9 protein-coding genes and 1 pseudogene are annotated in these 14,470 nt (G+C 70.2%); all 10 read right to left on the bottom strand.

The window, feature by feature from the left end; translation table 11 throughout:
• Positions 1–98: 98 nt before the first annotated feature.
• Positions 99–893 (bottom strand): triose-phosphate isomerase, encoded by a 795-nt coding sequence (gene tpiA / locus ACTMTJ_RS18675; protein ID WP_441218184.1) that lies wholly within the window; start codon positions 891–893, stop codon positions 99–101.
• Positions 893–2,080, bottom strand: a complete 1,188-nt coding sequence (locus ACTMTJ_RS18670) for a phosphoglycerate kinase (protein WP_441218182.1) — start codon at positions 2,078–2,080, stop codon at positions 893–895. The genes tpiA and ACTMTJ_RS18670 overlap by 1 nt, the downstream gene beginning before the upstream one ends.
• A complete protein-coding gene (gap, locus tag ACTMTJ_RS18665) occupies positions 2,080–3,084 on the bottom strand; it encodes a type I glyceraldehyde-3-phosphate dehydrogenase (protein ID WP_441218180.1) in 1,005 nt (334 codons plus the stop codon). Before gap ends, ACTMTJ_RS18670 begins: the two co-directional genes overlap by 1 nt.
• Before the next feature lie 102 nt (positions 3,085–3,186).
• Positions 3,187–4,167 carry a DNA-binding protein WhiA gene (whiA, locus tag ACTMTJ_RS18660; protein ID WP_441218178.1) on the bottom strand — a complete coding sequence of 327 codons (981 nt, stop codon included), beginning with the start codon at positions 4,165–4,167 and terminating at the stop codon, positions 3,187–3,189.
• Between the two features lie 43 nt (positions 4,168–4,210).
• A complete protein-coding gene (locus tag ACTMTJ_RS18655) occupies positions 4,211–5,152 on the bottom strand; it encodes a gluconeogenesis factor YvcK family protein (RefSeq protein WP_441218176.1) in 942 nt (313 codons plus the stop codon).
• Positions 5,149–6,039, bottom strand: a complete 891-nt coding sequence (gene rapZ / locus ACTMTJ_RS18650; RefSeq protein WP_441218174.1) for an RNase adapter RapZ — start codon at positions 6,037–6,039, stop codon at positions 5,149–5,151. The genes ACTMTJ_RS18655 and rapZ overlap by 4 nt, the downstream gene beginning before the upstream one ends.
• 636 nt (positions 6,040–6,675) lie before the next feature.
• Positions 6,676–8,784, bottom strand: coding sequence for an excinuclease ABC subunit UvrC (gene uvrC, locus ACTMTJ_RS18645; protein WP_441218172.1), 2,109 nt, complete (start codon positions 8,782–8,784; stop codon positions 6,676–6,678).
• A 60-nt stretch (positions 8,785–8,844) separates the two neighbouring features.
• Entirely contained in the window at positions 8,845–9,324 is a 480-nt protein-coding gene (locus ACTMTJ_RS18640; protein WP_441218170.1) for a Rieske (2Fe-2S) protein, read from the bottom strand.
• A 305-nt stretch (positions 9,325–9,629) separates the two neighbouring features.
• Positions 9,630–11,123 (bottom strand): hypothetical protein, encoded by a 1,494-nt coding sequence (locus ACTMTJ_RS18635; RefSeq protein ID WP_441218168.1) that lies wholly within the window; start codon positions 11,121–11,123, stop codon positions 9,630–9,632.
• Positions 11,124–11,502: 379 nt separating this feature from the next.
• Positions 11,503–14,445, bottom strand: a pseudogene (gene uvrA, locus ACTMTJ_RS18630) (excinuclease ABC subunit UvrA); the annotation flags it as partial.
• Between the last annotated feature and the right edge of the window lie 25 nt (positions 14,446–14,470).

Below are 14,470 nucleotides of genomic sequence, written 5' to 3'. Positions count from 1 at the left end.
TCCGGCGGGAGCGGCGGTCCGCCGCTGACGCGGCCCGGGAAACGTGTCTGAAAAGGTTTCCGGTCCGCCCGCGACGCGGACGGACCGGAAGGCGAAGCTCAGCGCTGCACGTGCTCCGGGAAGCGGCAGATCTGCACGAACTCCTCGGCGTCGATGCTCGCCCCACCCACCAGGGCGCCGTCGACGTCGGGCTGGGCCATGATGCTGGCGACGTTGTTGGCCTTGACCGAGCCGCCGTACAGCACGCGCACGACCTCGGCCGTGGACGCGCCGAACTTTTCGGCGATCCGCTGGCGGATGGCGCCGCAGACCTCCTGCGCGTCTTCGGGCGTGGCGGTCTTGCCGGTGCCGATCGCCCACACCGGCTCGTACGCCACCACGACCTTCTCCACCTGGGCCGGGGTGAGCTTGTCGAGGCCGGCGTCGAGCTGCTCGATCACGTAGGGCACGTGCTCGCCGGCCTCGCGGGTCTCCAGGCCCTCGCCGATGCACACGATCGGCACGAGCTCGTTGGCCTGGGCGGCCTTGACCTTCGTGTTGACCAGCGCGTCGTCCTCGTGGTGGTACTGCCGGCGCTCCGAGTGGCCCACGACCACGTACTGGCAGCCGAGCTTGGCCAGCATCGCGCCGGAGATGTCGCCGGTGTAGGCGCCCTTGGGGTGCGGCGAGAGGTCCTGCGCGCCGTATCCCAGCAGGAGCTTGTCGCCGTCGACGAGCGTCTGCACGGTGCGGATGTCGGTGTACGGCGGGAGCACCACCACCTCGACATCGCTGAGCTGCTGCTCGTTGAGGCTCGCGGCAAGCTTTTGCACGAGCAGGTTGGCCTCGAGGTGGTTGAGGTTCATCTTCCAGTTGCCGGCCATCAGCGGCCGGCGGGCGGGCTTGCCTGCCATCACTGCTCCAACGCGGCGACGCCGGGGAGGGTCTTGCCCTCCAGGTACTCCAGCGAGGCGCCCCCGCCGGTCGAGATGTGCCCGAACGCCTCCTCGTCGAGGCCGAGCGTGCGCACGGCCGCGGCCGAGTCGCCGCCGCCGACCACGGTGAAGCCGTCGACCTTGGTGATCGCCTCGGCCACGCCCCGGGTGCCGGCCGCGAACGGGGCGAGCTCGAAGACGCCCATCGGGCCGTTCCAGAACACGGTCCGGGCCCCGGCGAGCGCCTCGGCGAAGAGCGTGACGCTGGCCGGGCCGATGTCGAGGCCGAGCCGGTCGGCCGGGATCGCGCTCGCGTCGACCACGTCGTGCGCCGCGTCGGCCGCGAACGCCGTCGCCGCCACCACGTCGACCGGGAGCACGATCCGGCCGGCGGCGCGGTCGAGGAGGTCGCGGCAGGTGTCGACCATGTCCTCTTCGAGCAGCGAATTGCCGACCTCGTGGCCCTGCGCCTTGAGGAACGTGAAGCACATGCCGCCGCCGACCAGCAGCTTGTCGACCTTGGGCAGCAGCGCCTCGATCACCGCGAGCTTGTCGGAGACCTTGGAACCGCCGAGCACCACCACATAGGGACGCTCGGGCTGGCCGGTGAGCCTGCCCAGCACCTCGAGCTCGCGCAGCACGAGCCCACCCGCGAAGTGCGGGAGGCGGGCGGCCACGTCGTAGACGCTGGCGTGCTTGCGGTGGACGGCGCCGAACGCGTCGTCGACGAACGCCTCGGCGAGCGCGGCCAGCTCGTCCGCGAAGGCCGACCGCGAAGCGTCGTCCTTGCTCGTCTCGCCCGCGTTGAAGCGGAGGTTTTCCAGCAGCGCGATCTCGCCGGAGGCAAGGCTCGCGGTCACCGACTTGGCCGACTCGCCGACCGTGTCGGTCGCGAACGCGACCGGGCGGTCGAGCAGCTCACCCATGCGCCGGGCGACCGGCTCGAGGGTGTACTTGGGGTCGGGCGCGCCCTTGGGGCGGCCCAGGTGGGACACGACGATGACCCGGGCACCCGCCTCGCTGAGCGCGCGGAGCGTCGGCAGCACCGCGCGGATGCGGCCGTCGTCAGTGATCGTCGTGCCATCCAGAGGGACGTTGAGGTCGGCGCGCACGAGCACGCGCCGACCCTCGACTCCCTCGGCGAGGAGGTCGTCCAGCGTTTTCATCAGAGCGAGGAACCCACCAGCTTGACGAGGTCGACGAGGCGGTTGGAGTAGCCCCACTCGTTGTCGTACCACCCGACGACCTTGACCTGGTCGCCGATCACCTTGGTGAGGCCGGCGTCGAAGATGCACGAGGCCGGGTCGGTGACGATGTCGGAGGAGACGATCTCGTCCTCGGTGTAGGTGAGGATGCCCTTGAGCGGCCCGTCGGCGGCGGCCTTGACCGCGGCGTTGACCTCCTCGACGGTGACCTCACGGGACAGCGTCACGGTGAGGTCGGTGGCCGAGCCGGTCGGGATCGGCACGCGCAGCGCGTATCCGTCGAGCTTGCCCTTGAGGTCGGGCAGCACGAGGCTGATCGCCTTGGCGGCGCCGGTGGACGTGGGCACCACGTTGAGCGCGGCGGCGCGGGCGCGGCGCAGGTCCTTGTGCGGGCCGTCCTGGAGGTTCTGGTCCTGCGTGTACGCGTGGATCGTGGTCATCAGGCCGCGCTCGATCGTGAACGTGTCGTGCAGCACCTTGGCCATCGGAGCGAGGCAGTTGGTGGTGCAGGAGGCGTTCGAGATGATCGTGTGCCGCGCCGGGTCGTACTGGTCCTGGTTGACGCCCATGACGAGCGTCACGTCCTCGTTTTTCGCCGGGGCGGAGATGATGACCTTCTTGGCGCCGGCCTCGACGTGGGCCTTGGCCTTCGTCGCGTCGGTGAAGAAGCCGGTCGACTCGAGCACGACGTCGGCGCCGAGGTCGCCCCAGGGCAGCTTGGCCGGGTCGCGCTCGGCGAGCGCCTTGAACGTCTTGCCGTTGACGGTGATCTCGTCACCGGTGGCCTTGACCTCGTAGGGCAGACGGCCCAGGATGCTGTCGTACTTCAGCAGGTGGGCGAGCGTCGCGTTGTCGGTGAGGTCGTTGGCGCCGACGAGCTCGATGTCGGCGCCGGACGCCAGCACCGCCCGGAAGAAGTTACGGCCGATCCGGCCGAAGCCGTTAATGCCAACGCGGATGGTCACGGTCCATCTCCTCGTGCGCTTTGGATTTTGCTGTGATTCGGCCTCGTCGCCGCCTCTGACAGTAGCCGAGTCGCCGCCGTGGATTTGGGCCGGGGCCTCGCCTTATCCGACCAACATCTCGGGTGTGACGGCCGCCTCAGTGTCGGGGATTCCCAAATCGCGGGCACGCTTGTCGGCCAATGCGAGGAGCCTGCGGATCCGTCCCGCGATCGCGTCCTTCGTCAGCGGCGGGTCGGCCAACGCGCCCAGCTCCTCCAGCGAAGCTTGACGGTGTTCCAAGCGGAGCTGGCCGGCGGAGGTCAGGTGGTTAGGTGCGTCGTCGGCGAGGATCTCCAGGGCGCGGGTCACCCGCGCCGCCGCCGCGACGGCCGCGCGGGCGCTGCGCCTGAGGTTGGCGTCGTCGAAGTTGGCCAGCCGGTTGGCCGTGGCGCGGACCTCGCGGCGCACCCGGCGCTCCTCCCACGCGAGCACGCTGGAGTGGGCACCGATGCGGGTGAGCAGCGCGGCGATCGCGTCGCCGTCCTTGACCACGACCCGGTCGACCCCGCGGACCTCGCGCTGCTTGGCGCTGACGCCGATCCGCCGCGCGGCACCGACCAGCGCGAGCGCCGACTCCGGCCCCGGGCTGGTGATCTCCAGCGCGCACGAGCGGCCCGGCTCGGTCAGCGAGCCGTGCGCCATGAACGCCCCGCGCCACGCGGAGACCGCGCAGCACATGCCGGCCGAGACCACGTGCGGCGGGAGGCCGCGCACCGGCCGGCCGCGCACGTCGAGCAGGCCGGTCTGGCGGGCCAGCGCCTCGCCGTCTTTGACCACTCGCACGATGTAGTGGCTGCCCTTGCGCAGCCCACCCGAGGCCAAGACGTGAATCTCGCTCGGATACCCGTACACTTCGGCGACCTCGCGCCGTAGCCGCCGGGCGACCGCGCCGGTGTCCAGCTCGGCCTCCACGACGACCCGGCCGGAGACGATGTGCAGCCCGCCGGCGAACCGGAGCAGCGCGGCCATCTCCGACCGGCGGCAGCAAGGCTTCGGCACGTCGACCCGGCTGAGCTCGTCCTTGACCGCCGCCGTCATAGCCATCTCGTCGTCATCTCCCGGACAGTTGCGAGTGCTTCAGTTGTGACTAACGACCGGCGCCCAAGACAGGCACCAGTGCGGCGCCGAGCGCCGCCGGATCGTGTCGAGCGCTGCCGTCAGACACCGCCACGGGGGCGAGAGTGAGCCGCGCACCCAGCGATTCTGCCGCATGGCGCACGGGTTCGGGGTCGCCTACGGCCTTCTCGTCGGCGATGACCGTGTCGATTTTCAGCTCGGGCAGGTACCAGCGGAGGGCCGCCAGGTGGCCGGCGACCGACAGCCCGAGGGTCTCCTTCTCCTCCGCGAGGTTGAGGGTGACCAGGCGGCGGGCGGGGCTGGCGACGATCGCGGCGGCCAGGCCCGGCATGAGCAAGTGCGGGATCACGCTGGTATACCAGCTGCCCGGCCCGAAGATCAGCCAGTCGGCCGCCGCGACAGCCGCGACCGCGTCCGGGCACGCCGCCGCCCGCGGTGGCGTCAACCGCACCGACAGCACCCGCCCCCGGGTCACCGCGACCGCGTGCTGGCCACGGACCGTCAGCACGTCGTCGGGCACCGACGGATCGGCACCCTGCACCTCGGCCTCGATCCCGAGCGGCTCGCAGGACATCGGCAGCACCCGCCCGGCCGCACCCACCATCGCGGCCGCGTGGTCGAGCGCCGCCACCGGATCGCCGAGCAGCTCCATCAGCCCGAGCAGCACAAGGTTGCCCACCGTGTGACCGGTCAGCGGCCCCGGCGGCCGAAACCGGTGCTGGAAGAGATCGGCCGTCGCCACCGAGTCGGGCGCGGCCAGCGCGGCCAGCGCCTGCCGCAGGTCGCCCGGCGGCAGCGCGCCCCGCTCGTCTCGCAGCCGCCCACTCGAACCACCGTCGTCACCCACGGTCACCACGGCCGTGATGTCGAGGTCGAGGTCGGCCTGACACAGCCGCAACGCGCGGAGCGAGGCGGCCAGCCCGTGGCCGCCGCCGAATGCCACGACGTTCATTCCCGCCCCAGGTCCCTGTGCGAGGCATGGGCCGAAATGCGCGCCTGCCGCAGCCGATCGGCCAGCTCTTCGGCTATAGCCACACTGCGGTGCTTGCCGCCCGTACAGCCGACCGCCACGGTGAGGTAGCGCTTGCCCTCCCGCTCGAACCCGGGCGCGGTGGCCCCGACCAGGCTGGCGTACGTGGCGACGAACTCCCCCGCCCCCGGCTGGCCCAGCACGTAAGAGCTGACCGCCTCCTCCTGCCCGTTGTGCTCGCGCAGCTCGGGCACCCAGTACGGATTGGGGAGAAAACGCGCGTCCAGCACGAAGTCGGCATCCTGCGGCAGCCCGTACTTGAAGCCGAACGAGAGCACCGTCACCCGCAGCCGCCGCGCGTCCTCACCGCCGAAGAGCTCCTCCACCCGCCGCCGCAGCTGGTTGACGTTGAGGTGGCTGGTGTCGATGATCACGTCGGCGTGGTCGCGCGCCTCCTCCAGCAGCTTGCGCTCGGCCGCGATGCCATCCGCCAGCCGCCCGTCACCTTGGAGCGGATGCGAACGCCGCACACTCTCGAACCGCCGGATCAACACCTCGTCGTCCGCGTCGACGAACACCACCCGCGGGTGGAACCCTCGCTCCTTGAGCGCGTTGATCGCCCCCACCAGATCGGTCGAGAACGCGCGGCTGCGCACGTCGAGCACCATCGCGGTGTGCTGGGCCGCACCGCCCGCCTTCTGCGCCAACTCGGCCATGTCGAGCATGAGCGCCTGCGGCAGGTTGTCGACCACGTAGAAGCCGACGTTTTCCAGCGCCCGGGCCACGGTGCTGCGCCCGCCGCCGGAGACGCCGGTCACCACCACAAGCTCGGTGTCGTCGTCGGGCGGCGCGCTGGAGTCGTCGTGCACCAGAGAATCCTAGGCGCTCCGGGTCGCGGGCGCCCCGCCGGCATGGCCGGGCTTCCTCGTTCCTAGAGACAGAGATTTGAGCTACCGCGACGTCCGTCGTGGTCACTGTCCGTCGCTCCCGCGGCCTCACCCATCCGCCGCTGGTCACGGCCACCCCTTTAATTCGTCGACCCGTCAAGAGCCAGGGCGCCAACGCCGGAGCGCCAGCGTCGGGTGCTGATCGTCGCGGCCGTCGGAGATCGCCCGGACGTCGGCATCTCCAGAAGCGGTCGGGTCGATCGCCGTCGGATGGCACAGGCAAGTGGCGTGCGCGGCGTCGCCCGCCGGCTTCACACTGCGCGACGGTTAGCGTTTCGTCCACAATGTCGCTCGCCGGGGTCGACGGCTTGGGCTTTCGTCGCCCTGAGTAGTCGCCGCAACCGGACGAGCGGCCCTCGGGTCGAGATCTTGGAGAGTTAGGGCGCTATTTCGACCCTAAGTGTCCTAGATCTCAACCTTCCCGACCCGACCAGTAACGCCGCGTTGCTTCCGTGCGGGCGGCAGCCACGCCTGTCAGCGGTTGGGCGTGAAGCGCGAAGGGTGAGGCCGCGGGAGCAGCGGTCCGGACCACAACGGACATCGCGGTAGCTCAAATCCCTATCGTGAAACAGATTTCCCGGCGGCGGTGGTGCCCGGCCCCGCCTCCGCATCGGCAGCGGAGCTCGGCCCTGCCTCGCCGGCCGAAGCGGACCTCGGGCCCGCCTCGCCGGCGGGAGTGGAGGCCAGCCCCGGGTGCTCGGCCGAAGCGGCGGTCGGATCGGCGTTGCTGGAGGGGCCGGTGGCGGGAGGCGCGTCCCCCAGGGTGGCGACGATCGCCTCGGCGGTGCGGCGGCCGATGCCTGGCACCTCGGCGATCTCGTCGACGCTGGCCGCACCTAGGCGCTTGATCGAGCCGAAGTGCCGCAGCAACGCCTTGCGCCGCACCTCGCCCAGGCCCGGGATCGAGTCCAAACTGGACACGGTCATCCGCTTTGACCGGCGCTCGCGGTGGAAGGCGATCGCGAACCGGTGGGCCTCGTCGCGCAGGCGCTGGAGCATGTAGAGGCCTTCGGAGGCGCGCGGCATGATCACGGGGAAGTCGTCGCCCGGGAGCCACACCTCCTCCAGGCGCTTGGCCAGGCCGCACAGCGCGACGTCGTCGATGCCCAGCTCGGCCAGGACCGCGGCCACCGCGGCGACCTGGGGCTGGCCGCCGTCGACGACGACCAGCTGGGGCGGATAGGCGAACTTGCGCGGGCGACCCGTCGTCGGGTCGATGCCGGGGCGCTCGGGGTCTTCGGCCTCCTCGGCGTCGAGCTCGCCCAGCGACGCGCGCGCCTCCAGATATCTGGCGAACCGGCGCCGCAGCACCTCTGACAACGCCGACAGGTCGTCGGTGGCGCCGCGCACCGCGAAGCGCCGGTATTCGCTCTTGCGGGGCAGGCCGTCTTCGAAGACCACCATGCTGGCCACCACGTCGGTGCCCTGGATCTGCGAGACGTCGTAACACTCGATGCGCAGCGGCGCGGTGGGCAGCCCCAGCGCCTCGGTGATCTCCTCGAGCGCCTTGCTGCGCGTGGTGAGGTCGCCGGAGCGGCGCAGCTTGTGGCGGGTGAGCGCCTCGGCGGCGTTGCGCGCGACGGTCTCCAGCAGCGCCTTCTTGTCGCCGCGCTGCGGCACCCGAAGCTGCACCCGGCTCCCCCGGTGCTGGCTCAGCCAGTCGGCGAGCGCGTCGGCGTCGGGCGGGAGCGCGGGCACGAGCAGCTCGCGTGGGACGTCGCCCTCGCCCTGCTCACCGCCGTAGACCTGGCTGCAAAAGTGGTGCACGAGGTCGCCGGTGGTCAGGTCTTCGACCTTTTCCACGACCCAGCCGCGCTGACCGCGGATGCGCCCGCCGCGCACGTGGAAGACCTGCACCGCCGCCTCGAGCGGATCTTCGGCGAAGGCGACCACGTCGGCGTCGGTGCCGTCGCCGAACACGACGGCCTGCTTTTCCAGCGCCCGCCGCAGCGCCACGACGTCGTCGCGCAGGCGGGCGGCGAGCTCGAACTCCAGCCGCTCCGAGGCGGCCATCATCTCCCGCTCCAGCCGCTTGACCATCGTCTCGGTGCGGCCGGCCATGAAGTCGCAGAACTCTTCGACGATGGCCCGGTGCTCGTCGGCCGTCACCCGGCCGACGCAGGGCGCCGAGCACTTGCCGATGTCGCCGAGCAGGCAGGGCCGGCCGATCTGGCCGGCCCGCTTGAAAACCCCGGAAGAACACGTGCGCGCCGGGAACACGCGCAGGAGAAGGTCGAGCGTCTCGCGGATCGCCCACGCGTGCGAATACGGCCCGAAGTAGCGCACACCCTTGCGCTTGGCGCCGCGCATCACCTGAAGCCGCGGATACTCCTCGTCGAGCGTGACGGCCAGATACGGGTAGGACTTGTCGTCGCGGTACTTCACGTTGAACCGCGGGTCGAACTCCTTGATCCACGAGTATTCGAGCTGGAGGGCCTCGACCTCGCTGCCGACCGTGACCCAGTCGACCGCGGACGCGGTGGTGACCATCTGCTGGGTGCGCTGGTGCAGATGCCACAGGTCGCCGAAGTACGAATTCAGCCGGCTGCGCAGGCTCTTCGCCTTGCCGACGTAGATGACCCGCCCACTCGCGTCGCGGAAACGGTAGACCCCCGGGGCGTCCGGAATAGTGCCCGGCGCGGGACGGTAAGTCGAGGGGTCTGCCACGCGAAAAAGCCTAGCCCGCGCCTCTGTCAATCTCGCGAGGCGCGGGCCGGCGGCGTGGTGTCAGGCGAGGGTGATGTTGTCGCCGTCGACCTTGATCTGCTTTTCGGCCAGCGGCTTGCTCGCCGGGCCGCCCTTCACCGAGCCATCGGTGATCGAAAACTTGCTGCCGTGACAGTTGCAGTTGATCGTGCCGCCCTCGACGGCCGTCACCGGGCACCCCTGGTGCGTGCACGTCGAGCTGAAACACTTGAACTCGCCCTCGGTCGGCTGCGTCACCACGACGCTCGACGACGCGATGATGGCACCGCCCCCGACCGGCACCTTGCTGGTCTGGATGATCGCGCTGCCGCCGCTGTCGCCGGAGCCCGCGGCGGGGTCACTAGCGCCGTTCGACTGGGTGCCGCCCGAGGTGGAGGTGTCCTCGTCAGGGTCCGTGCCGCAGGCCACCAGCACCGCGGTCGTGCCGATGGCCCCCGCGCCCGCCAGCAGTGCCCGGCGGGTGGTCACCCCCGACTGCGTCACCGCCTGTTCCTCGCTCATGCCTCACCCTTCCTGTCTTCGGCCCACCGTGATCAGGGCGATCACGGCCACGTCAGTACACACGAGCCTCCGGGCGCCATGGTTCACCACCCCGCTCTTGTCGTCCCTCGGCGGCGCCGCGCAGGCGTATATCACCGCTGCTCAGGGCCGGTTCTGCCGATCGTCAAAAGCTCAACTTCCGATCTACAAGATCGCAAATAGACCCACGCTCGTCGATCCGCCAATACCCCTCCGACCCGATCTTCCGGGCCGTGGAGGATCACCGCGACATCAAATGCGTGCCGTCACTTTGTGTAATGGTCCATTTACTCTTTCTTGTTGGTGGAGAGCATCCCCAACAGGTCCTTCATCGTGCTGACGCGGTCGTTGAACAGCGGGTCGAGTGCGGTCATGAGCACCACGACGCCCCACAGCGTGGCGGCGACCACGATCGTCCGGCTGGTGGAGTCTCCGCCGAGAAGCCCAAAGCGCAACAGCACGGTGGCGGCGAGCACAGGCAGCGCCGCGACAAGCAAGACCCGGAGGGCGGCGCCCACCGTCGACCACAGCCTCCGGCGGGCACCCGCGACAGGCGACGGGGACAGCGCGAGCGAGCCGAGCCGGCCGGTGCAGATGGCGGACGTCGTCGCCAAGGTCATCCGGCGCAGGGCGGGCAGCGTCTCGACGTCCGGGAACGCCAACGACACCTGGTAGGTGCGGATCGTCCGGGCGAGCTGCGCACACTTCGCCGCGAGCGCGTCGCGATCCGCGGCCGCCGCCGGGACGATCGCCCGCGGGTAGCCCCGCTCGATGGTGCGGGCCAACTGCTCCAGTCCCCAAACCAGCCGGCGGCGGGTCACCAAATCCGCGAAGGTGCGCTCCGGCCGGGCGAGCAGGCCGATGACGCGCCGCACCGCCCGGAAAGCGACGACGTCGGGCTCCCTCCGCATGAGTCGCACCTCTCGCGGCCATTCGACCAGCGCCTGTAGGGCAACCATCAGGATCAGAAACGCGGCCACGGTGGCGGCGACGATGCCGCACCACAGGACGGCACCGGCGTCCTCGCCCGGAAGCCGTTGTCCCGGCGTCGACGTCGGCCAGCGCACGTGCCACCGCGTTCGGAGCAGAAGGGAGGCGCCGACGAAGACGGCCACGATCACTACGCCCGCGCGCACCCACGACGCGAAGCGGGTCAGCCTGGTGAACAGGTAGAAGGTCGCCATCACTCCCGCCAGCACGGCAAGGTACAGCAGGACGTGGCTCGCCGGATCCATATGGATCGGTGCCTGGAGGACCACCGGAAGCCCCATGAACAGCAGGCCACCCGGCACGCTGATCATCGCCATGTGGCGCTCGTCCGCCCGCTCCAGTCTCAGCGCCCGGAAACAATGGCGGCGGAAGCGTGACGCGAGGAGCGGGTCCGCGGGAGTCACGCCATTGAGCCAGACGAACTGCTGCCACGCCACCTGCGCGTCTCTCCCGCGCCTCATCAAGTGGCCGTAAGCCCGCCGGCGCATCTGCTCTCGATCACGCCGGATGTCAGCTCGAACCTGATCCAGGTCCTGCTTCATCCGCACGACGATCAGCCAGGGCACCAACAGCGGGGACAGGATCGCCAAGGCCAGCCACTGGCTTGGTGTGTCCGGGCGCAACACCTGCGCGATGAGCCGTGCCACGGCACCCGGTCGAGGCGCGTCCACACGCTCGGCTGCCGGCGCGACCCGGACCGGTCGCGGCACCGTGCGTCTCGTCGCGATGCTGCCTTGCCGGCGCGCCCGGTGGCGGGCCGACCGCGAGATGCCAGCGGCCGTGAGGGTCACCGTGCCCACCCTCCCTCCGATCTTCGAAGGCGGCCTGGACAGGCCCAAGGGTTGGCATCATGCCATACGCATCAACGGCGCTGACCGCATCGACGCCGGCCGTGACGACCCCGGCGACCGGAAGGGTCGCAGCCGCCGCCCTGTACCGCATCGACTCCGGCCGTGACGACTCCGGCGGCCTGAAAGGTGGCAGCCACCGCCCTGTGCCGAAAGCTCAGCCGCGCGACTTGGCCGGGGCCCGCCGCGCGGCCTTGGCCGGTGCCGCCTTCGCGGTCTCCTTGGCCGCGCTCGTCGCCTTCGCCCCGCGCGCCGACCCCGTCGCCTTGGCCGGCGCGGCGGCCTTGGTGCCCTTCGCCGCGGCGGTGGTCTTGGCGCTGGTGGCCTTTCGGGGTGCGGCGGCCGCCGGCGCCCGCTTGGTGGTGGCGGCACCGTTTGCCTTCGCGGCCCGGGTGGTCGCCTCGGCGGCGCCCACCGCCTCGCCGTCCAGGCCGAGCACGTGCCGCAGGTACTGACCGGTCGCGCTGTCGGGCACCTCGGCGATCTCCTCGGGCGTGCCGGTCGCGACCACCGTGCCGCCCTTGTGACCGCCCTGGGGGCCCATGTCGATCAGCCAGTCGGCCGTCTTGATCACGTCGAGGTTGTGCTCGATCACGATCACCGTATTGCCCTTGTCGACGAGGCTCTCCAGCACCCGCAGCAGCTTGCGGATGTCTTCGAAGTGGAGGCCGGTGGTCGGCTCGTCCAGCACGTAGACCGTGCGGCCGGTCGAACGCTTTTGCAGCTCGGATGCCAGCTTGACCCGCTGCGCCTCACCACCGGAGAGGGTGGGTGCCGGCTGGCCGAGGCGCACGTAGCCCAACCCGACGTCGACGAGCGTCTTGAGGTGGCGGTGGATCGCCGGGATCGCCTCGAAGAAGGTGGACGCCTCCTCGATCGGCATCTCCAGCACCTCGGAGATCGTGCGCCCCTTGTAGTGCACCTCGAGCGTCTCCCGGTTGTATCGGGCGCCCTTGCAGACCTCGCACGGGACGTAGACGTCGGGCAGGAAGTTCATCTCGATCTTGATCGTGCCGTCGCCCGCGCAGTTTTCGCAGCGGCCACCCTTCACGTTGAACGAGAACCGCCCCGGCCCATAGCCCCGGACCTTGGCCTCGGTGGTCTCCGCGAAGAGCTTGCGGATGTTGTCGAAGACGCCGGTGTACGTCGCGGGGTTGGACCGCGGGGTGCGGCCGATGGGTGACTGGTCGACGCCCACCACCTTGTCGACCTCGTCGATGCCGGTGATCCGCGTGTGCCGCCCGGGCACCAGGCGGGCGCCGTTGATCTGGTTGGCCAGCACCGTGTACAGGATGTCGTTGACCAACGTGGACTTGCCCGAGCCCGAGACGCCGGTGACCGCGATGAACTGCCCCAGCGGGAACGACACCGTCAGGTTCTTCAGGTTGTGCTCGCGGGCGCCCTGCACCACCAGCTCGCGCCCCGGAATCTGCATGCGCCGCATCCCCGGTGTGGGGATCTGGCGACGGCCGGAGAGGTAGGCGCCGGTGATCGACTCCTTGCTCTTCAGCAGGCCGTCGACCGAGCCGCTGTGCACGATGTGACCGCCATGCTCGCCCGCGCCGGGGCCGATGTCGACCACCCAGTCGGCGGTGCGGATCGTGTCTTCGTCGTGCTCGACCACGATCAACGTGTTGCCGAGATTTTTGAGCCGGACCAGCGTCTCGATCAGCCGGTGGTTGTCACGCTGGTGGAGGCCGATCGACGGCTCGTCCAGCACGTACAGCACGCCGACCAGGCCGGAGCCGATCTGGGTGGCGAGCCGGATGCGCTGCGCCTCGCCGCCGGAGAGCGTGCCCGCCGGCCGGTCGAGCGACAGGTAGTCGAGACCCACGTCGACAAGGAAGCGCAGCCGCGCGTTGATCTCCTTGAGCACCCGCTCGGCGATCATCTTCTGCCGGTCGTTGAGCGTCATCGCGCCCAGCAGGTCGGCGCACTCACCCACCGACAGGTTGCACACCTCGGCGATGCTCTTGCCGTCGATCGTGACCGCGAGCACCTCGGGCTTGAGCCGCGCGCCGCCGCACGTGGGGCAGGGCACGTCGCGCATGTACCCCTCGTACTTGTCGCGCGACCAGTCGGACTCGGTGTCGGAGTGGCGCCGCTCGATCCACTGCACCACGCCCTCGAAGCCGGTGTAGTAGGAGCGCTCGCGCCCGTACTTGTTGCGGTAGCGCACGTGCACCTGGTCTTCGGCACCGTGCAGGATCGTCTTCTGCGCGCGCGACGGGAGCGCCCGCCACGGCGTGTCGATGTCGAAGTGCTCCTGGTCGCCGAGCGCCTCGAGCAGCCGAATGAAGTATTCCAACGTGGTGCCGCCGGCCCACGGCTGGATCGCCCCCTCGCGCAGCGTGCGCTCCGGGTCGGGCACCACGAGCTCTGGGTCGACCTCTTTCTTGGTGCCGAGGCCGGTGCACTCGGGGCAGGCGCCGTAAGGCGAGTTGAACGAGAACGAGCGCGGCTCCATCGCCTCGAACGACAGGTCGTCGTAGGGACACGCGAGGTGCTCCGAGAACGTGCGCTCGCGGTGCTCGTCATCCTCGGGCAGGTCGACGAACTCGAGCAGCACCACGCCGGCCGCCAGCCGCAGCGCGGTCTCGACCGAGTCGGTGAGCCGCTGCTTGGCGCTCGCCTTGACCGTGAGGCGGTCGACGACCACCTCGATCGTGTGCTTTTCCTGCTTTTTCAACTTGGGCGGCTCGGTCAGCGGGTAGACCACCCCGTCGATGCGGACCCGCGCGTATCCCTTCGCCTGGAGCTCGGCGAACAGGTCGACATACTCACCCTTGCGGCCCCGGACCACCGGCGCGAGCACCTGGAACCGGGTGCCCTCGTCCATCGCCAGCACCCGGTCGACGATCTGCTGCGGCGTCTGGCGGGAGATCGGGCGGCCACACTTGGGGCAGTGCGGCTCACCCACCCGGGCGAAGAGGAGCCGCAGGTAGTCGTAGACCTCGGTGATCGTGCCGACCGTGGAACGCGGGTTACGCGACGTCGACTTCTGGTCGATCGAGACGGCCGGGCTGAGGCCCTCGATGAAGTCGACGTCGGGCTTGTCCATCTGCCCGAGGAACTGCCGCGCGTATGACGACAGCGACTCCACGTATCGCCGCTGGCCCTCCGCGAAGATCGTGTCGAACGCGAGGCTTGACTTACCAGACCCGGAGAGCCCGGTGAAAACGATCATGGCGTCGCGGGGTAGGTCAAGGTTGACGTCGCGCAGGTTGTGCTCGCGCGCGCCACGAATGATCAACCGATCCGCCACTATGTGCCCCCGGGGAGAACGTCCA

It is taken from the genome of Phytohabitans sp. LJ34, assembly GCF_052068095.1.
Lineage (GTDB): Bacteria > Actinomycetota > Actinomycetes > Mycobacteriales > Micromonosporaceae > Phytohabitans.
Note: the sequence above shows the minus strand (reverse complement) of the source record. Positions and strands in the feature narration are given on the sequence as shown.